This is a genomic window from Georgenia sp. X1117 (assembly GCF_057784635.1).
Genome location: NZ_CM173492.1, coordinates 105,292 through 131,012 on the forward strand (window position 1 = coordinate 105,292; position 25,721 = coordinate 131,012).

The window sequence follows — 25,721 nt, forward strand, 5'->3', positions numbered from 1 at the left end:
TGTCCGCGTTCACCCGTTGCCCCGTCGGCCGGGGACGAGAACATGAGGAAGGACGTGCCATGACGGACACGACGATCGACGCGACGCACGGGGTCAACCTGACCGACGGCGCCGCCGCCAAGGTCAAGAGCCTGCTCGACCAGGAGGGCCGCGACGACCTGCGCCTGCGCGTGGCCGTCCAGCCCGGTGGCTGCTCGGGCCTCATCTACCAGCTGCACTTCGACGAGCGGGTCCTCGACGGCGACCTGCTGCGCGACTTCGCCGGCGTCGAGGTCGTCGTCGACAAGATGTCGGCCCCCTACCTCGATGGGGCGTCCATCGACTTCGCCGACAGCATCGAGCGCCAGGGCTTCACCATCGACAACCCCAACGCGGGCGGCTCGTGCGCCTGCGGCGACTCCTTCCACTGACCGGGCCCACGGCGCGCCGACGTCCACGTCGGCGCGCCGTTCGTCTGCCCGCACCCGCCACCACCTCACTCACCGAACCTGGAGAACCCGTGCGTCGACCCATCCGCATCGTCCCTGCCGCAGCCCTCTCGCTCGCCCTGGTCCTGGCGGCCTGCTCCGGCGCCGGTGACGAGGAGAGCGGTTCCGACGGCGAGACCGGCAGCGGGTCCGAGAGCGGGTCCGGCAGCGCCGAGGAGGCGACCCCGCCGGGGGAGGACCTGCCCACGGTCAACGCCGAGTTCGGTGCGGAGCCCGTCGTCGAGTTCCCGGGCACCGGGGCGCCCGAGACGCTGCAGTCCGAGGTGATCGTCGAGGGTGACGGCGCCGAGGTGGGCACCGACGACGTCGTCGTCGCGCACTACCAGGGCCAGATCTGGGACGGCGAGGTCTTCGACTCCTCCTACGACCGCGGCGCCCCGACCGCGTTCTCCCTCAACCAGGTCGTCCCCGGCTGGAAGGAGGGCCTCACCGGCACCCACGTGGGTGACCGGGTGGTCCTGTCCCTGCCGCCCGAGGACGGGTACGGCGAGACCGGCCAGCCCGCCGCCGGCATCGAGGGCGACGACACGCTGGTCTTCGTCGTCGACGTCGTGGACACCTTCGCCCCCGACGCCCAGGCAGACCCCGAGGCCACGCCCGTCGAGCCCGCCCCCGACCTGCCGGTGACCGTCGAGGGCGACCTCGGCGCCGAGGCCACGATCACCGTCGACGAGGGCGCGGAGGAGCCCACCGAGCTGGAGACCGTCGTCATCGCCGAGGGCTCGGGCGAGCCCGTCCCCTCGACCCCGGGCGGCACGGTGCTCGCGCAGTACGCCGCCGTGTCCTGGGACGGTGCCACCACCGAGTCGACCTGGGAGCTCGGCGAGCTCATCAGCCAGAACATCGGCATGGGGTCCGTCGCCGACGCGCTGTCCGGCATCCCGGTCGGCTCCCGGGTCGTCGTCCTCGCCCCGGCCCTGGCCGAGAGCGGCGCCCCGGCCTCGGCCTTCGTCTTCGACATCGTCGGCGCCGTCGACGGACCGCCGGTCGAGGGCGCCGAGTCGCCGTCGGAGTCGGGTTCCGAGTCAGGTTCCGAATCCGCCTCCTGACCCGGCCGCCCCGTCGCGCACGGCCCCCGTCCGTCCCTCTCCCGAGGGGTGGACGGGGGCCGTCGTGCTACGTGCCGGGCGGACGGGCCCGCAGGGCGCGTCGGTGGGCAACACGCGAGCCCTCACGGGTGGTCGATGGCGACGCACCGTCGTCACGTCGGGGTAGGGTGAGGCCGACGGACGCCGGTCCCACGCGCCGCAGGGCTGTGCCACCGCTGGTCAGACGGGCCGGACGTCCAGAAGTACACGACGTCAGGAAAGGTCCACCGTGCGGAGCACACAGTCCCACAAGCGGCATCGTCCGGTCCTGGCCGCCGCCGTCCTGCTGAGCGTGGTGCTCGCCGGCTGCTCGGGCGACCGCGCCCCCTCGGAGGAGGGGATGGGCCTCGACGTCGGCTTCCTGCCCTCCACGCGGGACATGACCGACAAGACCGACCAGCTCATCAGCTTCTGGAACGGCACCTGGATCGCCGCCCTCGCGGTCGGCGCCGCCGTCTGGATCATGACGCTGGTCTGCATCGTCGTGTACCGCAAGCGCAAGAACGACGACCGGCTGCCGGTGCAGACCCGCTACCACGTGCCGCTCGAGATGATGTTCACCGTCATCCCCGTGCTCATGGTCGGCACGCTCTTCTACTTCTCCCAGGAGTCCACCGCGACGATGCAGGACACCTCGGGCGAGGAGGACCTCGTCGTCGACATCTACGGCAAGCAGTGGAGCTGGGACTTCGTCTACACCACCGACGACGTCTACTACTCGGGCGGCCGGATGAGCCTGACCGGCGAGGAGGGCGTGGAGGAGACCCTGCCCACCCTCTACCTGCCCGAGGGACAGACCGTGCAGATCAACGTCCACTCCCGCGACGTCGCGCACTCGATCTGGATCCCGGCCTTCCTCTACAAGGTCGACATGCTCCCGGGCCGCACCGCGACCTTCGAGCTGACCCCCACGCGGGAGGGCGTCTACTCGGGCAAGTGCGCCGAGCTGTGCGGCGAGTTCCACAGCGAGATGCTCTTCAACGTGGCCGTCGTGCCGCAGGAGGAGTACGACGCGATGATGGAGGAGTACCGGGCGAACGGCTGGGAGGGCGACCTGCCCGCCGACCTGGGGCGTGACTACGACCTGCCCCGCTACCCGGCCGAGAGTGCGAGCGAGGGCAACTGATGGCGACGACGATCGAGCAGCCGACCGGGGCTCACGGCGAGGGCGAGCTGGTCCCGGGCCTGCGCCCGCGCAAGCAGTCCATGGGCCGGATCATCGTCTCGTGGCTGACCTCCACCGACCACAAGGTCATCGGGTACATGTACCTGATCACCGCGTTCGTGTTCTTCGCCATCGGCGGCCTGCTCGCCCTGGTGATCCGGCTCGAGCTGTTCTCGCCCGGCCTCATGCTGCAGTCGGCCGAGCAGTACAACCAGTTCTTCACGATGCACGGCACGATCATGCTGTTCCTGTTCGCGACGCCGCTGTTCACGGCGTTCGGCAACATCATGGTCCCGCTGCAGATCGGGGCGGCCGACGTCGCCTTCCCGAAGCTCAACATGTTCGCCTACTGGCTCTACCTGTTCGGCGGCCTGCTCGTCATCGGCGGCTTCCTCACCCCGCAGGGTGCGGCGAGCTTCGGCTGGACGGCCTACACCCCGCTGTCGACCGAGGCGTTCTCGCCCGGCCTGGGTGGTGACCTGTGGATCGTCGGCCTGGCGATGACCGGTTTCGGCACGATCTTCGGCTCGGTCAACTTCATCGCCACCGTCATCTGCTTCCGTGCGCCGGGCATGACGATGATGCGTGTCCCGGTGTTCACCTGGACGACCCTGGTCACCGCGCTGCTCGTGCTCATGGCGTTCCCCGTGCTCGCCTCGGCACTGTTCGGCCTCGCCTACGATCGGGTGCTCGGCGGGCAGATCTTCAACCCCGAGGCCGGCGGGGCGTTGCTGTGGCAGCACCTGTTCTGGTTCTTCGGGCACCCGGAGGTCTACGTCCTGGCGCTGCCGTTCTTCGGCATCATCTCCGAGGTCATCCCGGTCTTCTCGCGCAAGCCGGTGTTCGGTTACCAGACCCTCATCTACGCCACGATCGCGATCGCGGCGCTGTCGATGTCCGTGTGGGCGCACCACATGTACACCACCGGCGGCGTCATGCTCGACTTCTTCTCGCTGATGACCATGCTCATCGCCGTCCCCACGGGCGTGAAGTTCGTCAACTGGATCGGCACGATGTGGCGCGGGAAGCTCACCTTCGAGACCCCGATGCTGTGGGCGCTCGGCTTCATGACCACCTTCGTCTTCGGTGGTGTCACCGGCGTCATCCTCGCCTCGCCCGCGCTGGACTTCGTCCTCCACGACACCTACTTCGTGGTCGCGCACTTCCACTACACGGTGTTCGGCACGGTGGTGTTCTCGATGTACGCCGGCATCCACTTCTGGTTCCCCAAGTGGACCGGCAAGATGCTCAACGAGACGCTCGGCAAGATCACCTTCTGGCTGACCTTCATCGGCTTCCACACCACGTTCCTCATCCAGCACTGGCTCGGTGCGCAGGGCATGCCCCGCCGGTACGCGGACTACATGATCGAGGACGGCTACCAGTTCTACAACCAGGTCTCCACCGTGGGTGCCTTCATCCTGGCCAGCTCCACGATCTTCTTCTTCATCAACGTCTACATCACCATGCGTGGACCGCGCACCGTGTTCGTCGACGACCCGTGGGGCTTCGGCAACTCCCTGGAGTGGGCCACCGCCTCCCCGGTGCCCAAGCACAACTTCACCTCGCTGCCGCGGATCCGCTCCGAGCGCCCGGCCTTCGACCTGCACCATCCGGAGGTCACGGCGATGGAGCACACCGCACCCGATGAACGGGTGCTCGCCGCAGCGACCCAGGCCCGACCGGCCTCGAAGCCGCAGGAGGACGTGCAGTGACCGCGCAGCAGCACAACGGCAGCCAGACCGACGTCATCGGCTTCGTGGAGCGCGACGACGGCCGTGTGCGCCCCATGCGGGTCGAGCTCGTCACCTTCTGGTCGCTCACCGTCTTCTTCGCGGTGCTCACGGTGGCCTACGCCTGGGCCGCCGAGTTCGAGTCGGTGGGCACGGTGGGCTTCCTCCTCCTCGCCGGCATGAACGGCTTCATCGCCGGTTACCTGACGCTCACGGCGCGAAAGACCGATCCCGCCACGCGCTGGGAGGACGACCCCGAGGGCGAGATCATCGACCGGGCGGGGGACATCGGCGACTTCGCCCCGTCCTCGTGGTGGCCGCTCGTCCTCGGTGTCGGGGCGACCTTCGGTTTCCTCGGCGTGGCCGCCGGCTGGTACCTGACCGGCATCGGGCTCGTCATCTCCCTGGTGGGGGTCGCGGGTCAGATGTACGAGGCCAACCGCGGGATCCACGCCCACTGACCACCCCCGCCGGCCCAGCCGGCTACCGCCACGTGCCCGCACCCCCTCGGGGTGCGGGCACGTGGCGTGTGAGGCGCGGGACGCGCCGTGCGGGGGTTGACGCTCAGGTGCCGGTCGTCGTGCCCGCGCCGGGGGAGTACGTGGCCACGGGGGCCGCGATGCAGGCCGCCTGTCCAACCGGCCGCCGCGCATCGGCCACAGCATGACCGCGGGCCCGCACCATGATGGGGTGCGGGCCCGCGGTGGCGGTCAGGGCGTGCGTCAGGCGACGACGATCCCCGAGGCGGACTGGGCGCGCGTGAGACGGGCGGCCACGTCCTGCCAGTTGGCGATGTTCCAGAACGCCTTGACGTACTCGGCCTTGACGTTGAGGTAGTCGAGGTAGAAGGCGTGCTCCCACATGTCCAGCATGAGCAGCGGGAGCGTGCCGACGGGCACGTTGTTCTGCTGGTCGAACAGCTGGAAGACGACGAGCTTGTTGGACAGGCTGTCGAAGGCCAGGACGGCCCAGCCCGAGCCCTGCAGCGACGTCGCCGCGGCGGTGAAGTGCGCCTGGAACTTCTCGAAGGAACCGAAGGAGTCCTTGATGGCCTCGGCGAGCTCGCCCTCGGGCTGACCGCCGCCCTCCGGGGAGAGGTTGTTCCAGAAGATCGTGTGGTTGATGTGCCCGCCCAGGTGGAACGCGAGGTCCTTCTCGAGCTTCGGGGCAGCCGACAGGTCGCCGTTCTCGCGAGCCTCGGCGAGCTTCTCCAGGGCGGTGTTCGCACCGTCGACGTAGGTCTTGTGGTGCTTGTCGTGGTGGAGCTCCATGATCTTGCCGCTGATGTGGGGCTCGAGCGCCGCGTAGTCGTAGGGCAGCTCGGGGAGCGTGTACGTCATGCAAATCCTCCAACGGTCACCGGCCCGATGGGGGCCGGGTAGGTCGTGGTCGTGGGCGTGCGCCCACTGGGTGCAACAGCACGTGCTCCCCATTGTTCCCAATCCTGTGGCCCGGTGCACGGCAGTTCCGCGGACGACGGACGGCGCCGCCCCTGAAGGGGCGACGCCGTCCGTGAACGCCTGCCGTGATCGGCCGTGACCCGCTCGGTTGCGGGGCCCGCTCGCTGATCAGTCGCGGATGAGCCGCGCCGAGGAGTGCGAGGCCGGCGGCTCCTCGTGGTGGGCCTCATCGGGCTCGACGCCCTCGACCAGGCCGTGCCGGTGCTGCTCGGCCTCGTGCAGCTCGGCGGGCGTGACCGGCTCGACCCGGTCCTCGTAGAACCAGCGCGACAGCGCGATCCGGAACCTGCCCGGACCCTTCTGCCCGGCCGGTCGGTCGACGCCGTTGGCGTCCACCTCCGGCTCGGCCACGAGCGGGCGACCGGCCTCGTAGCTGACCAGCGTCCACCGCTCGTGCGCGTCGAGCGGACGGTGCCAGGAGTGCATCGAGCCGTCGGGGAGCTGGACGAGCCGCCCGGTGTTGTGCCCCTCGAGCACCAGCTCGCGGTCGCGGCGCTGCAGCGAGAGGCAGATCCGCTTGACCAGCGGGAACAGGATGAAGGGCAGCGCGAGGAACAGGATCCGGAACGCCCAGGTGATCTGGTTGATCGACATGTCGAAGTGCGTCGCGATGATGTCGTTCGCTCCGGCAGCGTTGAGCACGAAGAACTCGGAGATGAGGATGACGCCGACCGCGGTGCGCACCGGCACGTTGCGCGGCCGGTCGAGCACGTGGTGCTCGCGGGTGTCCTTCGTGGCCAGCTGCTCGATGAACGGCCACAGCGCGAGGATGCCGAAGAGCAGCCCCGGGATGATGACGCCGGGCACGAGCACGTTGAACGGGATCGTGAAGCCGCCGATGACCACCTCGGTCTCGCCGGGCATGAGCCGCAGGGAGCCCTCGAGGAAGAGCATGTACCAGTCGGGCTGCGCGCCGGCGCCGACGGGCGAGGGGTCGTACGGCCCGTAGTTCCACACGTTGTTGATCGACATGAGCGAGCCCATGAGCGCGAGCACGCCGAACACGATGAAGAAGAACCCGCCGGCCTTGGCCATGTACACCGGGAAGAGGGGGTAGCCGACCACGTTCTTGTCGGTGCGGCCCGGGCCGGGGTACTGCGTGTGCTTGTGCACGACGACGAGCATGAGGTGGACGGCGACCAGCGCCAGGATGAGTCCCGGGATGAGCAGGATGTGCACCGTGAACAGCCGCGGGATGATGTCGGTGCCGGGGAACTCCCCGCCGAACAGCCCGTAGCTGGCGTAGGAGCCGATGATGGGGATCGACTTCGCCACGCCGTCGGCGATGCGCAGACCGTTGCCGGACAGGACGTCGTCCGGCAGGGAGTAGCCGGAGAAGCCCGCGAGCAGACCGAGGATCATCAGGCTGAAGCCGACGACCCAGTTGATCTCGCGCGGCTTGCGGAACGCACCGGTGAAGAAGATGCGCATCATGTGCGTGACGATCGCCGCCATGAACAGCAGCGCGGCCCAGTGGTGGATCTGCCGCATGAGCAGCCCACCCTTGACCTCGAACGACATGTAGACGGTCGAGGCGTAGGCCTCGGACATCTCCACGCCCTGGTGGGACACCGGCAGGGCATCCATCGGGTACGTCGTGTGCCCCATCGAGGGCACGAAGAACATCGTGAGGAAGATGCCGGTGATGATGAGCGTGATGAAGCTGTACAGCGCGATCTCACCCAGCAGGAAGGACCAGTGGTCGGGGAAGATCTTGCGCGCGAACTCCTTGACGAGCTTGCCGGCGCCGACCCGCTCGTCGAGGGCGACGCCGATCTTGCCGGCGCGCGTCGTCGGTGCGGTCTGCGGCAGCGCGTTGCGCGTGGGGGTCGTGGTCACTTGAGACGCTCCCAGTAGCTCGCCCCGATGGGCTCGTCGAAGTCGGCGGTCGCGATGAGGTACCCCTCGGTGTCGACGGCGATGGGCAGCTGCGGGAGCGGCCGCTTGGCCGGGCCGAAGACGACCTTGGCACCGTCGGTCATGTCGAAGGTCGACTGGTGGCACGGGCAGAGCAGCTCGTGCGTGGTCTGCTCGTACAGGGCCACCGGGCAGCCGACGTGGGTGCAGATCTTGGAGTAGGCGACGATGCCGTCGTAGCTCCAGTCCTGCCGCTCGGGGGCCTCGGTGAGCAGCTCGGGGTCCATCCGCACGAGGATGACGACCGCCTTGGCCTTCTCCTCGTAGTAGTGCTCCTCGTCCTCCATGCCCTGCGGGATGATGTGGAACACCGAGCCGCGGGTGACGGCCGAGGCCTGCAGGGGAGTGCCGGCGGGGTCGATCGCGAGCCGGCGGCCCACGCGCCCGTCCTCGGTCTCGCCGAAGTACTCGGGGTTCGCCTCGTCGGGCGTCGCGCCCCAGATGGTGTGGCGGAACTTGTCCACGTCCCAGTCCCGGCCGAGGTTGCCCACGAGCGGCACGAGGAAGGGGAGCGGGGCCAGGGCCAGCGCGCCGGCCAGAGCGCCCTTGAGCAGCGGGCGGCGGGCGATGTTGGAGTCCTTCGCGCCGCGCTCGAGGATCTGCTGGGCCTCGAGCCGGGTGGCGGGGTCGGAGGCCTGGGGGTGGCGGTCCTCGGCGATCTCCTCGTCGTTCATCAGCGACTTGGCCCAGTGGACGGCCGCCAGGCCGATGCCGAGCGCGCCGATGCCCAGGCCGAGACCGAGGGCGAGGTTGGTGACCCGCACGCTCATCATCTCGGCCTCGAGCGGCAGCACGATGTAGAGCACGACGCCGGCGACCGACGCGATGACGGAGATCCACAGCAGGATGACGACGATCGCCTCGGACCGCTTGGCGGCGGCCGGGTCGCTGTCCCCGAGGCGGTGCCGATGGGGCTCGATGCCGGGGTTCTCGAAGCGGTCGGCGACCGCGACGGTCCCGTCCGTGTGCTCGTCGGCGCGCGCCACGTGGCGCCCGTCGTTGTCGTGGGGGGTCGTGCTCACGAGGACTTGGCTCCGATCCAGACCGAGGCGGCCACGAGGACGCCCATGCCGACGATCCACACCCACACGCCCTCGGTGACGGGGCCGACGGAACCGAGGGAGAAGCCGCCCACCGAGACGTCTCGCTGGGCGACGAGGTACGAGATGACGTCCCGCTTGCCCTCCGGGGTGATGTTCGCGTCGTTGAACACCGGCATGGACTGCGGGCCGGTGAGCATCGCCTCGTAGATCTCCGTCGGCGTCGATCCCGACAGGTCCGGGGCGAAGCGACCCTCGGACAGCGCACCACCGGCGCCGACGGCGTTGTGGCACATCGCGCAGTTGGTGCGGAAGATGTTCATGCCGCTCGCGGCGTCGCCCAGCTCGGGGTCGACCTGCTCCGCGGTGGGCACGGCGGGGCCCGGGCCCAGGCCCGCGACGAAGGCGGCGACCTGGTTGATCTCCTCGGGGCTGAAGCTCGGGTTGCCCGGGGCCGCCTGGGGGCCGTTCATGCGCATCGGCATGCGGCCGGTGGCCATCTGGAAGTCGACGCTCGCGGCGCCGACGCCGACGAGGGAGGGGCCGATGTCGGTGCCCGTCGCGTCCATGCCGTGGCAGGTCGCGCAGTTCGCCTGGAACAGTCGTTCGCCCTGCTCGGCGTCCTCGGAGGCGCTCTCCTGCGAGGTGGCGTCGGCGGTGCCCGCGTCGACGAGGGCGAGGACGCCGCCCGTGGTCAGCAGGGCGAGGAGGAGCAGGACGACCGGTGCGAACCGGCTCCTCCTGCGGGCGGCGAGTGCCTTCACGATTCTCGACCTCTCGGTGGTGATCTGGACGTGCTGGGTCGTGCGGTGCGGGGTCGGGGCTCGGCCGTCGGCGGCCGCGCCCCGGGGACGCTATCTGATGATGTAGATGATGATGAACAGGCCGATCCACACCACGTCGACGAAGTGCCAGTAGTAGGACACGGCGACGGCGGAACCCGCCTCGAGGTGGCCGAAGACCTTGGCCTGGTAGGAGCGGCCGAGCACGTAGAGGAAGGCGATGAGCCCGCCGAGCACGTGCAGGGCGTGGAAACCGGTGGTGATGAAGAAGACCGAGGCGTAGGAGCTGGCCTGGATCGTCACCCCGTGGTGCATGAGCTCGATGTACTCGGTCGTCTGGCCCGCGATGAAGACCGCGCCCAGGACGAACGTGAGCACGTACCACTCGTTCATCCCCCAGCGGCGGATGTCGAGGATGCCTCCGGTGCGGCTCTGCTGGAAGCGCTCGGCGGCCCACACGCCCATCTGGCAGGTGAACGAGCTCGACACGAGGATGATCGTGATGGTCAGCGCCCAGGGGAAGTTGAGGACGGACGACTCCTCGCCCCAGGCCTCGGGGCCGGCCACCGAGCGGTGCGTGAAGTACATCGCGAACAGGCCGGCGAAGAACATGAGCTCCGAGGCCAGCCAGACGATGACGCCGACCGACAACGGGTTGGGACGGTTGACCGTTCCCGGTGCGTGGGCGGGTGCAGAGGTAGACGACACCCGGTCATTATGTCCCACGTCAGGGGTGGTGCGAACCCGTTCGACCGGCGTGCCTGCTGCGATCTGGGGTCCTCCGGGTCGGCACGCGGCCGGAAGTCCGGCCCCGGTCACGGGTGCCGCTGCGGCGGCGAGGGTCGGGAAGCCGCACGGCCGTGCGCCAGACACTGTCATGCCCGGGGTGGCCGAGGGTCCTGCCCCGGTCGGCATACGATGAGGACGCGGCCCGGGCGTGTCCCGGCGTGCCGTGCAGCGAACGCCGTGAGGAGCGATACATGACCGTCACCAGCGCCCAGGAGGGCACGGGGCCCGCGGCCGACGAGGGTCGGCTCACCGTCCTGGTCTTCTCCGACGACTCCGCGACCCGGCGGGAGATCATCTCCTCGGTCGGCCGGCGCCCCGCGCGCGACCTGCCGCTCGTCGAGCTCGTCGAGGTCGCCACCGCCGAGGCGGTCGTCGAGCGCGTCGAGGCCGGGGGGATCGCCGCGATGATCCTCGACGCGGAGGCGCCCAAGGAGGGCGGCATGGCCGTGGCCCGCCGGCTCAAGACCTCCGTGTACGACTGCCCGCCGGTGCTGCTGATGATCGCCCGGCCCCAGGACCGGTGGCTCGCGACCTGGTCGGAGTCCGACGCCGTGGCCAGCTACCCGGTCGACCCGCGTGAGCTGCAGGAGGCGCTGTCCGGTCTGCTCCGCGCCCGGCTGTCGTGACGTCGACGCCGACGCGCCGCTGGTCGGACCTGCTCGCCCGCCTCGTCGCGGGGGAGGACCTGGCCGCCCGGGACACCGCCTGGGCGATGAACGAGGTGATGACGGGCGGGACCGACCCGGTCGTCCTCGGCGGGTTCCTCGCTGCGCTGGCCACCAAGGGGGAGACGGTCGACGAGCTGCGGGGGCTCGCCGACGAGATGCTCCAGCACGCCCTGCCGGTGGACGTGCCCAGCGATGTCGTCGACATCGTCGGCACGGGCGGGGACCGGCTGCGCACCGTCAACATCTCCACCATGGCCTCGCTGGTCATCGCCGGGACGGGCGTGCGGGTCGTCAAGCACGGCAACCGCGCCTCGTCGTCGGCCTCCGGCTCGGCCGACGTGCTCGAGCGCCTCGGGGTCGACCTCGACCTCGACGTGCCCACCGTCGAGCGGGTCTTCCGGGACAACGGGCTGACCTTCTGCTTCGCCAACATGTTCCACCCGTCGATGCGGCACGCCGCCCCCACGCGGCGGGCGCTGGGGATCGGGACCGCCTTCAACCTGCTCGGGCCGCTGACCAACCCCGCTCGGCCCCGCGCGGGCGCGATCGGGGTCTCGCCGCTGCGCAGCGCCCCGCTCGTGGCCGGTGTGCTCGCCGCGCGCGGGACCTCGGCGCTCGTCTTCCGTGGTCGGGACAACGGCCTCGACGAGCTGTCCACCACGACCGTCAACCAGGTCTGGGAGGTGGCGGGCGGCCAGGTCACGGCCCACGAGATCGACGCCGTCGCCCAGCTCGGCCTCGCCCCGAGCACGGTCGAGGACCTGCGCGGTCAGGACGCGCAGTTCAACGCCGGGGTCGCCGCCCGGGTGCTTGCCGGCGAGAGCGGCGCGGTGCGCGAGGCGGTCGAGCTCAACGCCGCCGCGGCCCTCGTCGCGGACGGCACGCTGGCCGGACTGGACGCCGAGCAGGAGCCGGACCTCGTGGCCCGCCTGCGCACGGGCCTCACGCACGCGCGCGAGTCGATCGACTCCGGCGCCGCACGCGCCCGGCTCGACCGCTGGATCGAGCTGACCACCGCGGACTGACGGTTCCGCCGATCGCATCATCAAGCCCCCTGGCTGGATTCAGAAGAATCCAGCCAGGGGGCTTGATGCTTGGGCCGAAGTGACCGGCGAGCCCCGGGGGTTCGGCGGTCAGTCCAGGCCGATGTGGAACGCCTGCTCGAGGTCCTGGCGGGAGAAGGCCTGGAAGGCGAGGTACGTCGTCGTCCCGGTGACCCCCTCCACCTTGCCGAGGCGGTCGGAGACGACGACCGCGAGGTCCTCGTGCTGGTCGACCCGGGCGATGGCGATCATGTCGAAGTCGCCGGTGACCGAGTACACCTCGGCGATGCCGTCGAGGTCCGCCACCTGCTGGGCGACCTCGGGGATGCGGGCGACGTCGGCCTCGATCATGACGATGGCGGTGAGCATGTCTCCTCCTGGCTCCGTGCCGGCCGGGCCGGCGTGCGGGTGACGCCTGGTCAGCGCCGTCGTGACCCATCATCCCCGATGAGCGAGTCCGGGCCGGGCGGCAGGGGCAGTGCGCCGGCGCCGGCGACGGGAGTGCCGAGCGCGACCTCCCCGCTGTGCTCGACGAGCCGGGTGCCGCCGCGCCAGATCCACGCCGCGAGGATCTCGGTCTCCTCGGCGGAGGCCGCGCCCCACGCGGTGGTCGGGGTGGGTACGTGCTCGGCCGTGGCCACCAGGGCGGCCACGGTGTCCATCGGGTCGGCGCCCGGTGGGCTCACGGCCGTGCCGGCCAGGCGACCGTGCCGCACGACGACGAGCTCCCAGCCGCCGGCGGGCAGGGCCCGCGCCGCGATGATCTGCGCGGTGGCCACGAGCGGCCGCAGCGTCTCGGTCCGGCGGGCGGCCACGAGCAGCGCGCGCAGCCGGTCGCGCTCGGTGGTCGCCTCCTCGTAGCGCTGCTCGGCGGCGAGTCGGGTGATCCGGGCCAGCACGGCGTCGCGGACCGGGGCCGGGTCCCCGGCGAGGACGGTGCGCACCGCGGCGACGGCGGCGTCGTGCGAGGGGGGTGCCTCCGTGCCCTCCGCCCGGGGCCGCGGGCGGAGCTCGAGCAGCTCGGGCCCGCTCACGCAGGGCGCCGGGCACCGGCCGAGCTCGGCGAGCGCGCAGGCACGCGCACCGGCGCGGGGCGTGGCCGGCAGCCGGGTCGTGCAGCGGCGCACGGGCACCGCGGCCTGGATCGCCTCCAGAGCGAGCGTGGCCGCCCGCTGCGAGGTGAAGGGTCCCAGCGAGGTGGCGAGCTGTTCGGCGTCGATCGAGCGGACGATCGTCAGCCGGGGGTGGGGCTCGTCGGTCAGCCGGACCCACGGCAGGCGCGCGGGACGCTTCGAGCGTCGGTTGTAGGGCGGGTCGAGCTCGGCGATGAGCCGCAGCTCGCGCACCTGGGCCTCGAGGACCGTGGCGCACGGGATCTCCTCGACGCCGACCGCCAGGTCGACCATCTCCCCGATGCGGGCGCGCCGCTCGGCGGTGGTGAAGTAGGACCGCACCCGCTGACGCAGGTTCGTGGCGCGTCCGACGTAGAGCACGCGCCCGTCGGGCCCGACGAACCGGTAGACACCGGGCCCGCCGGACAGGCCCGCCGCCAGGGAGGACTTGCGGCGCCGGTGCGCCGGCACCTTCTCGGCCAGGCTCGGCAGGTCCTCGCGGTGGGTGATGCCGAGCGGGGTGAGCCGTCCCAGCAGGGCGTGCAGGACGTCGACCGTGGCCCGCGCGTCGGACAGCGCGCGGTGGTCGGGCGTCGTCGTCGCGCCGAAGTAGGCCGCCAGGGTGCCGAGCTTGCGGTTGGGCACCTCGTCGTCGGTGACGACGCGGCGGGCGAGCTGGACGGTGTCGACGACCATCGGCCGGGGCCACTCGCGCCCGGCCCGGCGCATCGCCTCCTTGAGGAAGCCGACGTCGAAGCGCGCGTTGTGCGCGACGAGCACCGAGCCGCGGTCGAGGCCGGCCATCTCCAGGAAGGTCGGCAGGACCTCCTCGATCGGCGGGGCCGGCGTGACCATCGCCGTCGTGATGCCGGTGAGCACGGTGATCTGGGGCGGGATCGGCACGCCGGGGTTGACGAGGGTGCCCATCTCCGCGAGGACCTCGCCGCCGCGCACCTTGACCGCCCCGATCTCGGTGATCCGGTCGGTCTGCGCGCCCCCGCCGGTGGTCTCCAGGTCGACGACGACGAAGGTCACCTCGTGCAGGGGCGTGCCCAGCTCGTCGAGGCCGATCTGGTACGGCCGGCCCTCGCCGTGGTCCTCGGTGGCCAGGCGGCGGCCGGGGACGGGGGCGAGCAAGGACGACACGCCTGACAGGCTACGGACCGGAGGGGACATCCCCGGTCGGGGCGCTGTCCCGGCGCGCCCTGGCGTCGGTGTACAGGGCGGTGATGACGTCGGCGTTGTCGGCCAGCACGGCGGACCGCTTCACCTTGAGCGAGGGCGTGAGGTAGCCGTTGTCCACCGTGAGGTCCTCGGGCAGGATGACGAACTCCCGGATCTGCTCCGCCCGGGAGAACCGGCGGTTGATCCGGTCGACCGCCTGCTGGAGCCGCTCCTTGACGAAGTCGTCCTCGCGGGCCTGCGCCGGGGTCATCGCCTCGCGGCCGTGGTTGGCGAGCCAGCCGGGCAGCATCTCCTCGTCGAGGGTGAGCAGCGCGGCGATGAAGGGCTGCTGGTCGCCGACGACGACGCACTGCGAGATGAGGGGGTGGCCGCGCAGCGGGTCCTCCAGGAGCGCCGGGGCGACGTTCTTGCCCGACGCGGTCACGATGATCTCCTTCTTGCGGCCGGTGATGCGCAGGTGGCCGTCGTCGAGCGAGCCGAGGTCCCCGGTGCGGAAGTAGCCGTCCTCGGTGAAGGACTGCGCGTCCGCCTCGGCGTTGCCGTGGTAGCCGCGGAAGACCGGCAGGCCGCGGACCTCGATCTCGGAGTCCTCGGCGATCCGGATCTCGGTGCCCGGCATGGGCAGGCCGACCGTCCCGATCCGCAGCGAGTCGGGGCGGCACACGGCGATCGGCGCCGTCGTCTCGGTCAGGCCGTAGCCCTCGAGGACCACCAGCCCGACGCCGCGGTAGAAGTGGCCGAGCCGGGCCCCCAGCGGTGCGCCGCCGGAGACCGCGTAGCGGAGCTGCCCGCCCATGAGCGCGCGCAGCTTCGAGAGCACGAGGCGGTCGAGGACCGCGAGCCGCGCCTTGAGCAGCGGCGAGGGGCCCTTCGGGGTGTCCAGCGCTCGTGACCAGTCCTCGGCGGCCTTGGCCGCGGCGCGGAAGAGACGCAGCTTGATGCCGCTGCCGGCCTTCTGCTCGGCGGAGTTGTAGACCTTCTCCCAGATCCGCGGCACCGACAGCAGCAGGGTGGGCCGGAAGACCGCCAGGTCGGCGACCGCCTCCTTGGGGTCGGGGGCGTGGCCGAGCGGGACGCCGGCGGCGAGGATGAGGACCTCGACGAACCGGGCGAACACGTGCGCGAGCGGGATGAACAGCAGGGTGCAGGCACCGGGCTGACGCACGACCTCCTCGAGGTCGTGGACGGTCTCCACCGACAGTGCGGCGAAGTTCTCGTGGGTCAGCTCGGCACCCTTGGGGCGGCCGGTCGTGCCCGAGGTGTAGATGATCGTGGCCAGGTCGTCGAGCCGGACCGCCTGCTGACGGGCGCGCACCTCGTCGTCGGTGACCTCGGCGCCGCGCTCGACCAGGGTGTCCAGGGCGCCGTCGTCGATGACGAGCACCTCGCGCAGGGAGGGCGTGCCGCCCTCGAGCGTGCCGGCCTCGTGCAGGACCTCGGCGTTGGCGGGGGTCTCGGCGAAGGCGAGGCGCACGTCGGCGTCGCCGACGATCCACTGGGCCTGGTCCGCGGCGGAGGACTCGTAGATCGGCACGGGCACCGCGCCGACGTACCAGGCGGCCAGGTCGAGCAGGGTCCACTCCATGCGGGTGCGGCACATGATGGCCACCGAGTCGCCCGCCTCGATGCCGGAGGCGAGCAGCCCCTTGGCGAGCTGCTCGACGCGGAGCAGGGTCCAGGCGGCGTCGTGGTCGACCCAGGTGCCCCCGACCTTCTCCCGGTAGAGGATCTTCCCGGGGGTGCTGCGGGCGTGGTCGACGAGCAGGGTGGTGATCGACGACGCCGGGTCGATCTCGATCGCGCGGGGGGTCGAGGCCGGGGGGCTCGGCCGGGGGTCGCTCGACATGGGGGCCTCCGTTGGCGGGGGTGCGGGCGGTGTGGTGGCGACCCTAGCGTGGGCGCCCGCCCGCGAGCCTGCGCCCGGCCGTGGGCCCGCGCCCGACCGTGGGGCCAGGCCCCTCAGACGACGGCGCCGTCGGAACCGGGGCCGCGCTCGTCGGGGAGCCGGCGCACGAGCAGGACCACACCGCCGATGATGACGGCGAGCCCGACGAGCATCATCGGCACCGAGGGCGGGCGCCCGATCATCCCCAGGACCAGGCCGACGACCAGCGGGCCGATTGCGGCGAGCCAGCCGACGATGGCACCCGGGTCGGACAGGTTCGGGCCGGGCGGGTCGGGCTCGACGAACCCGTCCACGCCCCAGGCGGGGTCCTCGGGGTGCTCCTCGAGGATCTGGTCGCGCGGACCCAGCGCCGGGGGGACGTCGGCGGGTGCGGGTGCGGGGCGCGCGGGCGGGAGCGCGGCGGAGCCGGCCGCGGTGCCGTCGGTGGCGCCCAGGCCGGCCAGGATCGAGGCGAAGCGGCGGTCCACCTCGTCGTCGTCGAGAACCTCGGGCTCGTGCGCGCCGCCGCGCGGCCCGTCGGGGCCGTCCGATGATTCCGGCGTGCCGTCCGCCGGTTCCGGGGTGCCGTCCGCCGGTTCGGGGGAGTCGCCCCTGCCGTGCTCGTCCGGCGCCGGACCGGGGGTGACCGGCTCGTGCGCGGACGCGGCGTCGTCGGCCGTGCCGGGGCCCTCCTCGGGCTCGGGCGGTGAGGTCGTCACGCCCACCACGGTAGCCCCGCAGAGGCGGGCGGCGTGGCCGGGGCGGGGGAGCGCCCCCGTGGCCCCGTCGGTGCGGGCACCGGCCCGGCTCGTAGGATGGCGGCGATCCCCACGCACGCCGTCGAAAGGCCCGCCATGTCTGTCCGCCGCGTCGCCCTGCTCACCGCGGGCGGGTTCGCGCCCTGCCTGTCCTCCGCCGTCGGCGGTCTCATCGAGCGCTACACCGAGATCGCCCCCGAGGTCGAGATCATCGCCTACCAGCACGGCTACCACGGCCTGCTCACCGGCACCTCGATCGAGATCACGGCCGAGGCCCGCGCGCAGGCGCCGATCCTCCACCGCTTCGGCGGCAGTCCCATCGGCAACTCCCGGGTCAAGCTGACCAACGTCGCCGACCTCGTCGAGCGCGGGCTGGTCGCCGAGGGGCAGGACCCCCTGCAGGTCGCGGCCGAGCAGCTGGTCAAGGACGGCGTCGACGTCCTGCACACCATCGGCGGCGACGACACCAACACCACCGCGGCGGACCTGGCCCGCTACCTCGAGGACAACGGCCACCACATGACGGTCGTCGGCCTGCCCAAGACGATCGACAACGACATCGTCCCGGTGCGTCAGTCGCTCGGCGCCTGGACCGCGGCCGGGGAGGCGGCCGAGTTCGCGGCCAACATCGTCGGCGAGCACCGGTCCAACCCGCGCATGCTCATCGTGCACGAGGTCATGGGCCGGCACTGCGGGTACCTCACCGCCGCCGCGGCGCGCCGCTACCGCACGTGGCTCGACACCCAGGAGTGGGCGCCCGCCCTCGGCCTGACCCGGGAGCGCTGGGACGTGCACGCGGTGTTCCTGCCCGAGCTGCACCTGGACATCGACGCCGAGGCCGCCCGCCTGCGCTCGATCATGGACGAGCAGGGCAACGTCACCATCTTCCTGTCCGAGGGCGCCGGCGTCCCCGAGATCGTCGCCGAGCTCGAGGCTCGCGGCGAGGAGGTCGAGCGCGACCCCTTCGGTCACGTCAAGCTCGACACCATCAACCCGGGGAACTGGTTCGCGAAGCAGTTCGCCGAGAAGCTGGGCGCGGAGAAGGTCATGGTCCAGAAGTCGGGCTACTTCTCGCGGTCGGCCGCCGCGGACCCCGACGACCTGCGGCTCATCAAGTCGATGACCGACCTGGCGGTGCAGGTCGCGCTCGAGGGCGGCTCCGGGCTCATCGGCCACGACGAGGAGCGTGGCGGGCTGCTGCGCGCCATCGAGCACGAGCGCGTCGGCGGCGGCAAGCCCTTCGACGTATCCCAGGAGTGGTTCACCGACCTCATGGCCGACCTGGGGCAGGGCGTGCGGGCCGCGGAGCCCGCGCAGCACTGACGTCTCGGCGCCGGCACGGCACCGGAAGCACGCCGTACGCAGGTCGGCGCGCGTCCGCGCTGCGGTCGGGACGACCGCGGCGCCCGCGCGCCGACCTACGATGACCGGGTGAACGTCGAACCCTCGAAGGAGACTCTGGACGGCCTGCAGAAGTGGCGGTCCCTGCCCGCCGCCCACCAGCCGACCTATCCCGACGAGGCTGCGCTGCGCTCGGCGGTCGACGAGCTGGCGGCCAGCCCGCCGCTGATCTTCGCGGGCGAGGCGGACCGGCTCACCGACCGCATGGCCGCCGCCGGCCGCGGCGAGGCCTTCCTGCTCCAGGGCGGGGACTGCGCCGAGACCTTCGCGGAGTCCACGGCGGACCGGATCCGGAACAAGATCCGCACGATCCTGCAGATGGCCGTCGTCCTCACCTACGGCGCGAGCCTGCCGATCGTCAAGATGGGCCGGATGGCCGGGCAGTACGCCAAGCCGCGCTCGAGCCCGAACGAGACCCGCGACGGCGTCACGCTGCCGGCCTACCGGGGCGACGCCGTCAACGCGCACGGCTTCACCGAGGCCGAGCGCATCCCCGACCCGCAGCGCCTGCTGGGGGCCTACCACCGCTCGGCGACCACGCTCAACCTCATCCGGGCCTTCACCGGGGGAGGCTTCGCCGACCTGCGGCTGGTCCACGAGTGGAACCGCGGCTTCATCGAGAATCCCGCGCACTCGCGGTACGAGTCGCTGGCCGGCGAGATCGGCCGCGCGCTGAGCTTCATGGCCGCCGCCGGGGTCGACTTCGACGCGCTGCGTACCGTCGACATGTACTCCTCGCACGAGGCCCTGCTGCTCGACTACGAGTCCGCCCTGACCCGGATCGACCACCGGACCGGGCTGCCCTACGACACGTCCGCCCACTTCCTGTGGATCGGTGAGCGCACCCGTCAGGTCGACGGCGCGCACGTCGACCTGCTCTCGCGGGTGCGCAACCCCATCGGGGTCAAGCTCGGCCCCACGGTCTCCGCCGACGAGGTCCGCGCCCTCATGGACCGGCTCAACCCCGAGGGCCTGCCGGGCCGCCTCACCTTCATCACCAGGATGGGGGCCAGCACGGTCCGCGACGCGCTGCCCGCGATCGTCGCGGCCGTCCAGGCTGACGGGCGCCCGGTGACGTGGGTGTGCGACCCGATGCACGGCAACACCATCACCTCGCCCTCGGGGTACAAGACCCGCGAGATGAGCACGATCCTCGACGAGGTGCGCGGCTTCTTCGAGGTGCACGAGGCGCTCGGCACCGTGCCCGGCGGCCTGCACGTCGAGCTGACCGGGGACGACGTCACCGAGATCATGGGCGGTGCCGACCCGATCGACGACGCCGGCCTGGCCCGTCGCTACGAGACGCTGGTCGACCCGCGGCTCAACCACCAGCAGTCGCTGCAGATCGCCTTCGAGGTCGCCGCGATGCTGCGCCGCTGAGACGCCCACCGTTCCGCCGGCGAGACCGGCGCGCAGGACCTGGTTGGCTCGGACCCGTCCCCGCACCTCGGGGGCGGGTCCGCGGCGTCTGCGGGGCAGCGTCGTCCGCGGATCAGCCGCGGTCAGACCACGTGCAGGGTGATGACGGTGCCGCGCTCGACCATCTCGCCCGCCTCCGGGCTCTGCTGGCGCACCATGCCGTAGTAGGCCCCGAGCACGTCCTCCCGCTCCGCCTCCAGGCCCAGGGCCTCGAGCTGGTCGATCGCCTCGTCGACCTGGACGTTGAGCAGGTCGGGCACCTCGACGAGCTCGGGCCCCAGGGAGACCACGATCTCGACCGTGTCGCCGACGTGCGCGTCGCTCTCGGAGGGGTCCTGGGAGATGACGAGGCCCTCGTCGACGGTGTCGGAGTACTCCTGGCTGACCTCGGGCACGAGCCCCGCCTCGTCGAGGGCGTCCTCGGCCGCGTCCTGGTCGGTGCCGACGACGTCGGGGACCGTGGTCGGCTCGGGTCCGTCCGAGACCACGAGCTCGACCGGCTGGTCGTGGGGGATGACCTCGCCCGCGCGGGGGGTCGACGAGATGACCTCGCCGGCCGGGACCGTGTCGTCGTAGGTGGTGCGCACGTCGCCCAGGGTCAGGCGCGCGGTGGTGAGGAGGTCGGCCGCCTCGTCCCGGGTGCTGCCGACGAGGTCGGGCACCGCGAGCATCTCCACGCCGAGGGAGACGACGACGGTCACCTCCTCGTCGCGCGTGCGTTCCCCGGCCGCCGGGGAGGTGCTCACGACGTTGCCCTCGGCGACGTCGTCGGAGAACGCCTCCTCCGGGGTGGGGGTCAGGCCGGCCTCCTCGAGGACCGCGCTCGCGTCCGCGCCCGGCCGGCCGGTGACGTCCGGAACCGGCGTGCCGGCCAGCGGACCGGCGGTGAGCAGCCACCACGCCAGCGCGCCGAGCGCGGCGAGCAGCACGACCAGGCCGACGATCACGCCGGTGCGACGGCGGCGCACGACCCTGGCCCGCGATCGGGAGGGGCTGTCCAGGACCTCGCCCCGGGAGGCCGGGGTGGCCTGCAGGGCCGGCTGCGCCGAGTGGTGACGCACGGGGATGGGGCGCGTGGCGCCGTCGTGCTCGTCCGGGGTGGACGCAGAGGTGCGCTGCGTGGCGGGGGCGGAGGTGTGCTGCGGGCCGGACGCGCGCTGGGGGGTGGGTCGGGTGGCCGACGGGCCCGAGGCCTCGGCGCGCTGCGGGACCGGTCCCGCAGCTTCCGTCGCGCGCGAGGTGCCCGGCGGCGCTGCGCCGTCCGTGGTCGGTCCCGGCGTGGACTCGGTGGGCGCAGCTGCGGTGGGTCCACCGACGTCGGACGGGGAGGGCGTGGGAGGTGCGGCGGGGCGGCGGGCCGGCCCCCCGCCGGCGGCGCGCGCCCGGCGCGGCGCGGTGCGTCCCTCGGGGCGGATCGAGCCGATGGGGATGGCCACCGACTGCCCGGCACGGTCGGTCGGCGTGCTCGCCTGCGTCTCGTCCTCGGGCGCCTCGAACTGCACCGGGGGGCGCGGCTCGACCTCCGAGCGCCGGTCGAGCACCTCCTCGCGGAGCACGGCGCGGGTGCGCCGCACGAGCGCCAGTGCCTCGTCGCCGTCGGTCGGGCGGTCGGCCGGGTCCTGGGCGGTGAGCGCGGCGACGAGGTCGTCGACCTCGCGTGGGATCCAGGGCAGCGAGCTGCCAGGACCCGGGACGGCGGAGTTGACGTGCTGGAAGGCGACCTGGGCGGGGGTGCTCCCGGTGAAGGGCTGGGCCCCGGTGAGCAGCTCGTAGGCCACGACGCCGACGCCGTAGACGTCGGCGGGCGGGTCGGCGACGCCGTCGAGCACCGTCTCGGGGGCGATGTAGGCGACCGTGCCGAGCACCGTGCCCGAGGTGGCCGCCGTTGTCTCGCTGATCGCCCGGGCCAGGCCGAAGTCGGCGACCTTCACCCGGCCGTCGGCGGTGACGAGGATGTTCTCCGGCTTGATGTCCCGGTGGACGAGGCCGGCGCGGTGCGCCGCGGCGAGCGCGTCGAGCACCTGCTCGAGCACGTCCAGGGTCTGGCCCAGCGTGAGCGACCCGCGGGCCCGCAGCTCGTCGCGCAGGTTGGGGCCGTCGACGAACTCCATCGCCAGGTAGGAGGACTCGCCGGTGACGCCCTGGTCGTGGACGGCCACGACGCCGGGGTGGGACAGGCGGGCGGCGGCCCGGGCCTCGCGCCGGAAGCGCCGCACGAAGTCGGGGGACTCGGCCAGGTGCGGGTGCATGATCTTCACCGCCACGATCCGCTCGAGGCGGCGGTCGCGCGCACGGTAGACGCTGGCCATGCCACCGCGCGCGACGCGCTCGATGATCTCGTAGCGCTCGTCGACGAGGTGGCCGGCCAGCGGGTCGGCGCGGGTGTCCACAGGCGGATGCTAACCGGGCCGGGCAGGGCCCGGGTGGACGCGCGCCGGGCCGGGCACCCCACCCAGGGGGTGCCCGGCCCGGTGGACCTGCGGGCAGGTCAGAAGCGGTTCATCGCCGAGCGCACGGTGTCCACGTACTGCTCGGTGTCGGGGTACATGCCGTTGGCGCGCACGCCGCCCAGGCCCTGGTAGTAGGCGCCGATGCCCTGGTCGGAGTCGTCGGCCGAGCCCTGCAGCGCCCGGATGATCGCCACGCCCGCGGTGACGTTGTCCTGCGGGTTGAGGATGTTGAGCGGGCGCCCCACCAGCTGGGAGGCCCACTCGCCCGAGGACGGGATGACCTGCATGGTGCCGATGGCGTTGGCGGGGGAGACCGCGGCCTGGTTGAAGCCGGACTCGACGTAGGCGTGCGCCAGCGCGAGGGCCGGGTCCACACCCATCGCGACGGCGGTGCTGCGCACGAGCTCCTGCATCTCGGCGCGCGAGGGCACCCCGGCCTCGACGAGCGCGGTGCGGTTGGCGTTGGCCGCGCCCACGACGGCCTCGGGGTAGGTGCGTCCGGCGAAGGTCGAGCCCACGCCGCCCGAGGTGTTGCCCGGGTCGGAGGTCACCGGGCCCGAGTCGGTGGCGCCGCCGGCGCCGGGGATCGTCAGCGACTGGCCGACGTAGATCCGGTGGGACGACGACAGCGAGTTCGCCTCGGCCAGGGCCGACACGCTCGTGCCGTTGGCGGCGGCGATCCCGGTGAGGGTGTCGCCGCTGCGCACGGTGTAGGAGCCGCCGGAGCTGCTCGCCGGGGCGGCCGAGTCGGTCGAGCCGCCGCCCGCGTCGCCCCCCGAGGCGCCGGGGATCGTCAGGGACTGCCCGGCGCGGATGATCGTGCCGGTGAGGTTGTTGGCCTGCTGGAGCTCGCGCACGCTCGTGCCGTGCTCCCGGGCGATGCCGATGAGGGTGTCGCCCCGCTCGACGGTGTAGGAGCCCCCCGAGGAGGACGCCGTCTGCTCGGTGCGCGCCGAGGTGGCGCCGGGCAGGCGCAGGGTCTGGCCGGCGTAGATGAGCGACCCGGTGATCGCGTTCTCCTGGATCAGCGCGCCGACGCTGGTGCCGTGGGCGCGGGCGATCCCGATGAGGGTGTCTCCGGGCCGCACGAGGTAGGACGCGTCCTCGGGGCTCGTGCGCACGACGGGCGACATGGTGCCCAGCGGTGCGGTGCGGACCGCAGCGAGGGCGGCCGGCGCGGCGGTGGTGGTCGTGGCGACGGGGCGGGCGGCCTGGATCGCGCCGGTGCCGACAGTGGTCGTCACGGGGGCGTCGACGGCCGCCGCGGGAGCGGCGAGCAGCGTCGGCACGCCGATGGCGGTCGTGGCCAGGGTGGCGAGAGCGAGCGGGCGACGGCGCGTTCGGCGGTGGGCGCGAGCGACGGCGGGCATGTGTCCTCCGGGAAGGGTGGTACGCGTCCCGCGCTGGTGACCAGACGGGCTGGAGCGACGGACGTGAACAGATGGACTGGTGTTACTGGTGTAACGAAAGGGACACTAGTGGGAGATGGGGTTCACGTCTAACCCGTGGGCGCGGTCTCGGTCGGAAGAAGGAGTGCGCCGGTGAGGCGCTCGGTCGCAGGGACGAGCGCGGGAGCGCGGGAGCGCGGGTGGCCGAGGGGCCGGGGTCGGGAGAGCGGCGGGACGGGAGCGGCCGGGCACCGCGGACGGGGCGCCAGGCTCCTGACCTAGCCTGGCGACATGAACGAGCCCACCTGGATCTCCGTCCCCGACGCCGCCGACCTGCTCGGCGTGCGTGACCGCGACGTCCGCCAGATGGTGCGCGAGGGTCGGCTGCTCGCGGTGCGCTCGGCGTCGGGGGCCAGCGGCGTCGCGCGCGAGATGCTCGACCTGACGGCCGAGGTCCCCGGCCCGCTGGACGGGCTGCCGGGCACGCTCACCCTCCTGTCCGACGGCGGGATGTCGCCCGAGCTGGCCCTCGAGTGGCTGTGGACCCCCGACGACGAGCTCGGGTGCGCGCCCATCGAGGCCCTGCGGTCGGGCCACGTGCACGCCGTGCGCCGCGTGGCCCTCGCCCAGGCCTTCTGAGCCCAGGACTTCTCACCCCAGGACTTCTCCCCCCAGGCCTTCTTACCTCGGGCCCCTGGGCGTGGGCCCGCCGGCCGCGCGTACCCCGGACCTCGGCGTGCTGGGCGCGCGCTCGGGCGGCGCCCGACCGGTCGTCGGTCAGGCGGAGCGGGTGACGAGCGCGTCGCTGAGCGAGCGCAGCACCTCGCGGGCGTGGCTGCCGATCTCGAGCGCCCCGAGCGCGGCCGACGCCGCCTGCTCGCGCTCGCCGATGAGCCGTTCGTGGGCCTCCCGGGCCCCCGAGCCGGTGATGATCTCCCGCAGGCGCGTCACGCCGGCGTCGTCGAGGGCGGGGTTGCCGACGAGGGACTCCAGCTCGGTGCGGCCCCCGTCGTCGGTGGCCGCCCAGGTCAGGGCGAGCAGGGCGGTGCGCTTGCCCTCGCGCAGGTCGTCGCCGGCGGGCTTGCCGGTGACCAGTGGGTCGCCGAAGACCCCGAGCTCGTCGTCGCGCAGCTGGAACGCCTCGCCCAGCGGCTCGCCGACCGCCCGCAGGCCCGCCACGAGGGCGGGCGCCGCACCCGCGAGCGAGGCGCCGATGACCAGGGGGTGCTCGACCGAGTATCGGGCCGACTTGTGCCGCAGCACGGCCAGCGACCGGGTGAGCGCGTGCTCGGGGTCCACCGACAGCGGCGTCGCCGCCGCGCGCACGTCGAGGTACTGACCGGCGGCCACCTCGGCGCACATGTGGTCGAAGACCGCGCGCGCGGCACCCCCTGCCGCCGGGTCGACCGCCGCCCTGGCCGCGTCCATCTCCGTGGAGGCGGTGGCCAGCAGCAGGTCGCCGAGCAGGATCGCTCCGGCCTGCCCGTAGGCCTCCCGGTCCCCGGCGAGGTCGTCGCGGGCGTGGGTGCGCGCCACCGCGACGTGCGCCGCCGGCTGCCCCCGTCGGGTGGCCGCCGCGTCCATCACGTCGTCGTGCACGAGGGCGGCGAGCTGGAAGAGCTCCAGGGCGGCGCCCGTGCGCACGATCGGGGCGTCGGGCGTGACCTCGGCCTCGCCGCCCGCCGCGAGGTGCCCGGCGAAGGCGAGCATGGCCCGGGAGCGCTTCCCGCCGGCGAGCAGCGCCCGGGCGGGGTCGGCGAGGTCGGCCAGCTGGGGCCCGAGCTCGGCCAGCCTGTCCAGCGCGGCGTCGAAGGCGGCGAGGCTGGCCCCGTCGACCGTGGAACGCACGTCGGGCAGGGGTGCGGGCAGCGCGGTGGGGGGCATGGCCCGAGCCTACGTCGGCGCCGGTGCACAGGAGCGCCGCGCCCGCGGCCCACGGGCGCCGAGGAC

22 protein-coding genes are annotated in these 25,721 nt (G+C 72.6%); 10 read left to right on the top strand and 12 right to left on the bottom strand.

The window, feature by feature from the left end:
- Nucleotides 1-59: 59 nt before the first annotated feature.
- The 5 genes from AC3D3D_RS00500 (at nt 60) to AC3D3D_RS00520 (ending at nt 4,935) form a co-directional block, all read left to right on the top strand.
- Entirely contained in the window at nt 60-410 is a 351-nt protein-coding gene (locus AC3D3D_RS00500; RefSeq protein ID WP_463661538.1) for a HesB/IscA family protein, read from the top strand.
- An 89-nt stretch (nt 411-499) separates the two neighbouring features.
- Nucleotides 500-1,537, top strand: a complete 1,038-nt coding sequence (locus AC3D3D_RS00505; RefSeq protein WP_463661537.1) for an FKBP-type peptidyl-prolyl cis-trans isomerase — start codon at nt 500-502, stop codon at nt 1,535-1,537.
- 268 nt (nt 1,538-1,805) lie between these two features.
- Nucleotides 1,806-2,702 carry an aa3-type cytochrome oxidase subunit II gene (gene ctaC, locus AC3D3D_RS00510; RefSeq protein WP_463661536.1) on the top strand — a complete coding sequence of 299 codons (897 nt, stop codon included), beginning with the start codon at nt 1,806-1,808 and terminating at the stop codon, nt 2,700-2,702.
- Nucleotides 2,702-4,456 (top strand): aa3-type cytochrome oxidase subunit I, encoded by a 1,755-nt coding sequence (gene ctaD, locus AC3D3D_RS00515; protein WP_463661535.1) that lies wholly within the window; start codon nt 2,702-2,704, stop codon nt 4,454-4,456. Before ctaC ends, ctaD begins: the two co-directional genes overlap by 1 nt.
- On the top strand, nt 4,453-4,935 hold the full coding sequence (locus AC3D3D_RS00520; RefSeq protein WP_463661534.1) for a cytochrome c oxidase subunit 4: 483 nt from the start codon (nt 4,453-4,455) through the stop codon (nt 4,933-4,935). The genes ctaD and AC3D3D_RS00520 overlap by 4 nt, the downstream gene beginning before the upstream one ends.
- A gap of 261 nt (nt 4,936-5,196) precedes the next feature.
- On the opposite strand, the gene AC3D3D_RS00525 is transcribed toward AC3D3D_RS00520, so the two are convergent.
- The 5 genes from AC3D3D_RS00525 to ctaE all read right to left on the bottom strand — a co-directional run bounded on the left by AC3D3D_RS00525 (nt 5,197) and on the right by ctaE (nt 10,381).
- Nucleotides 5,197-5,814, bottom strand: a complete 618-nt coding sequence (locus AC3D3D_RS00525; RefSeq protein ID WP_463661533.1) for a superoxide dismutase — start codon at nt 5,812-5,814, stop codon at nt 5,197-5,199.
- A gap of 228 nt (nt 5,815-6,042) precedes the next feature.
- Nucleotides 6,043-7,773 carry a cytochrome bc1 complex cytochrome b subunit gene (gene qcrB / locus AC3D3D_RS00530; protein ID WP_463661532.1) on the bottom strand — a complete coding sequence of 577 codons (1,731 nt, stop codon included), beginning with the start codon at nt 7,771-7,773 and terminating at the stop codon, nt 6,043-6,045.
- Nucleotides 7,770-8,873 (bottom strand): cytochrome bc1 complex Rieske iron-sulfur subunit, encoded by a 1,104-nt coding sequence (gene qcrA / locus AC3D3D_RS00535; RefSeq protein WP_463661531.1) that lies wholly within the window; start codon nt 8,871-8,873, stop codon nt 7,770-7,772. The genes qcrB and qcrA overlap by 4 nt, the downstream gene beginning before the upstream one ends.
- Nucleotides 8,870-9,655: a cytochrome bc1 complex diheme cytochrome c subunit gene (gene qcrC / locus AC3D3D_RS00540; RefSeq protein ID WP_463661530.1), complete on the bottom strand. Its 786-nt coding sequence runs from the start codon at nt 9,653-9,655 to the stop codon at nt 8,870-8,872. The genes qcrA and qcrC overlap by 4 nt, the downstream gene beginning before the upstream one ends.
- Before the next feature lie 90 nt (nt 9,656-9,745).
- Nucleotides 9,746-10,381, bottom strand: a complete 636-nt coding sequence (gene ctaE / locus AC3D3D_RS00545) for an aa3-type cytochrome oxidase subunit III (protein WP_463661529.1) — start codon at nt 10,379-10,381, stop codon at nt 9,746-9,748.
- Nucleotides 10,382-10,653: 272 nt separating this feature from the next.
- Between ctaE and AC3D3D_RS00550 the strand changes: the two genes are divergently transcribed.
- Nucleotides 10,654-11,088 carry a response regulator transcription factor gene (locus tag AC3D3D_RS00550; protein WP_463661528.1) on the top strand — a complete coding sequence of 145 codons (435 nt, stop codon included), beginning with the start codon at nt 10,654-10,656 and terminating at the stop codon, nt 11,086-11,088.
- Nucleotides 11,085-12,155: an anthranilate phosphoribosyltransferase gene (gene trpD / locus AC3D3D_RS00555; protein WP_463661527.1), complete on the top strand. Its 1,071-nt coding sequence runs from the start codon at nt 11,085-11,087 to the stop codon at nt 12,153-12,155. The genes AC3D3D_RS00550 and trpD overlap by 4 nt, the downstream gene beginning before the upstream one ends.
- Before the next feature lie 108 nt (nt 12,156-12,263).
- Here trpD and AC3D3D_RS00560 read toward each other — a convergent pair whose 3' ends face one another.
- From AC3D3D_RS00560 to AC3D3D_RS00575, 4 genes are all read right to left on the bottom strand, one after another.
- Nucleotides 12,264-12,542, bottom strand: coding sequence for an Lrp/AsnC family transcriptional regulator (locus AC3D3D_RS00560; RefSeq protein ID WP_463661526.1), 279 nt, complete (start codon nt 12,540-12,542; stop codon nt 12,264-12,266).
- A 50-nt stretch (nt 12,543-12,592) separates the two neighbouring features.
- Complete coding sequence (locus tag AC3D3D_RS00565) at nt 12,593-14,431, bottom strand: DEDD exonuclease domain-containing protein (RefSeq protein ID WP_463661525.1); 1,839 nt, start codon at nt 14,429-14,431, stop codon at nt 12,593-12,595.
- Nucleotides 14,432-14,441: 10 nt separating this feature from the next.
- A complete protein-coding gene (locus tag AC3D3D_RS00570; RefSeq protein ID WP_463661524.1) occupies nt 14,442-16,316 on the bottom strand; it encodes an AMP-dependent synthetase/ligase in 1,875 nt (624 codons plus the stop codon).
- Between the two features lie 113 nt (nt 16,317-16,429).
- Nucleotides 16,430-17,074: a hypothetical protein gene (locus AC3D3D_RS00575; protein WP_463661523.1), complete on the bottom strand. Its 645-nt coding sequence runs from the start codon at nt 17,072-17,074 to the stop codon at nt 16,430-16,432.
- 135 nt (nt 17,075-17,209) lie between these two features.
- Here AC3D3D_RS00575 and AC3D3D_RS00580 point away from each other — a divergent pair, with 135 nt between their 5' ends.
- Nucleotides 17,210-18,436 carry a pyrophosphate--fructose-6-phosphate 1-phosphotransferase gene (locus tag AC3D3D_RS00580; RefSeq protein ID WP_463661522.1) on the top strand — a complete coding sequence of 409 codons (1,227 nt, stop codon included), beginning with the start codon at nt 17,210-17,212 and terminating at the stop codon, nt 18,434-18,436.
- A 108-nt stretch (nt 18,437-18,544) separates the two neighbouring features.
- Nucleotides 18,545-19,894, top strand: coding sequence for a class II 3-deoxy-7-phosphoheptulonate synthase (locus AC3D3D_RS00585; RefSeq protein WP_463661521.1), 1,350 nt, complete (start codon nt 18,545-18,547; stop codon nt 19,892-19,894).
- Nucleotides 19,895-20,016: 122 nt separating this feature from the next.
- On the opposite strand, the gene AC3D3D_RS00590 is transcribed toward AC3D3D_RS00585, so the two are convergent.
- Together AC3D3D_RS00590 and AC3D3D_RS00595 are read right to left on the bottom strand one after the other, a co-directional pair.
- On the bottom strand, nt 20,017-22,323 hold the full coding sequence (locus tag AC3D3D_RS00590) for a Stk1 family PASTA domain-containing Ser/Thr kinase (protein WP_463661520.1): 2,307 nt from the start codon (nt 22,321-22,323) through the stop codon (nt 20,017-20,019).
- Nucleotides 22,324-22,421: 98 nt separating this feature from the next.
- A complete protein-coding gene (locus tag AC3D3D_RS00595) occupies nt 22,422-23,753 on the bottom strand; it encodes a lytic transglycosylase domain-containing protein (RefSeq protein WP_463661519.1) in 1,332 nt (443 codons plus the stop codon).
- A 309-nt stretch (nt 23,754-24,062) separates the two neighbouring features.
- On the opposite strand from AC3D3D_RS00595, the gene AC3D3D_RS00600 reads away from it, so the two are divergent.
- Nucleotides 24,063-24,410, top strand: a complete 348-nt coding sequence (locus tag AC3D3D_RS00600; RefSeq protein WP_463661518.1) for an Rv2175c family DNA-binding protein — start codon at nt 24,063-24,065, stop codon at nt 24,408-24,410.
- 138 nt (nt 24,411-24,548) lie between these two features.
- Here AC3D3D_RS00600 and AC3D3D_RS00605 read toward each other — a convergent pair whose 3' ends face one another.
- A complete protein-coding gene (locus AC3D3D_RS00605; protein ID WP_463661517.1) occupies nt 24,549-25,655 on the bottom strand; it encodes a polyprenyl synthetase family protein in 1,107 nt (368 codons plus the stop codon).
- Between the last annotated feature and the right edge of the window lie 66 nt (nt 25,656-25,721).

What these genes read in the sequence shown, in the direction of transcription:
- AC3D3D_RS00570 (WP_463661524.1), bottom strand. Translation starts at nt 16,316, where the DNA reads ATGTCGAGCGACCCCCGGCCGAGCCCCCCGGCCTCGACCCCCCGCGCG.
- AC3D3D_RS00550 (WP_463661528.1), top strand. Translation starts at nt 10,654, where the DNA reads ATGACCGTCACCAGCGCCCAGGAGGGCACGGGGCCCGCGGCCGACGAG.
- ctaD (WP_463661535.1), top strand. Translation starts at nt 2,702, where the DNA reads ATGGCGACGACGATCGAGCAGCCGACCGGGGCTCACGGCGAGGGCGAG.
- AC3D3D_RS00595 (WP_463661519.1), bottom strand. Translation starts at nt 23,753, where the DNA reads ATGCCCGCCGTCGCTCGCGCCCACCGCCGAACGCGCCGTCGCCCGCTC.
- AC3D3D_RS00580 (WP_463661522.1), top strand. Translation starts at nt 17,210, where the DNA reads ATGTCTGTCCGCCGCGTCGCCCTGCTCACCGCGGGCGGGTTCGCGCCC.
- AC3D3D_RS00500 (WP_463661538.1), top strand. Translation starts at nt 60, where the DNA reads ATGACGGACACGACGATCGACGCGACGCACGGGGTCAACCTGACCGAC.
- AC3D3D_RS00600 (WP_463661518.1), top strand. Translation starts at nt 24,063, where the DNA reads ATGAACGAGCCCACCTGGATCTCCGTCCCCGACGCCGCCGACCTGCTC.
- AC3D3D_RS00525 (WP_463661533.1), bottom strand. Translation starts at nt 5,814, where the DNA reads ATGACGTACACGCTCCCCGAGCTGCCCTACGACTACGCGGCGCTCGAG.
- AC3D3D_RS00560 (WP_463661526.1), bottom strand. Translation starts at nt 12,542, where the DNA reads ATGCTCACCGCCATCGTCATGATCGAGGCCGACGTCGCCCGCATCCCC.
- AC3D3D_RS00605 (WP_463661517.1), bottom strand. Translation starts at nt 25,655, where the DNA reads ATGCCCCCCACCGCGCTGCCCGCACCCCTGCCCGACGTGCGTTCCACG.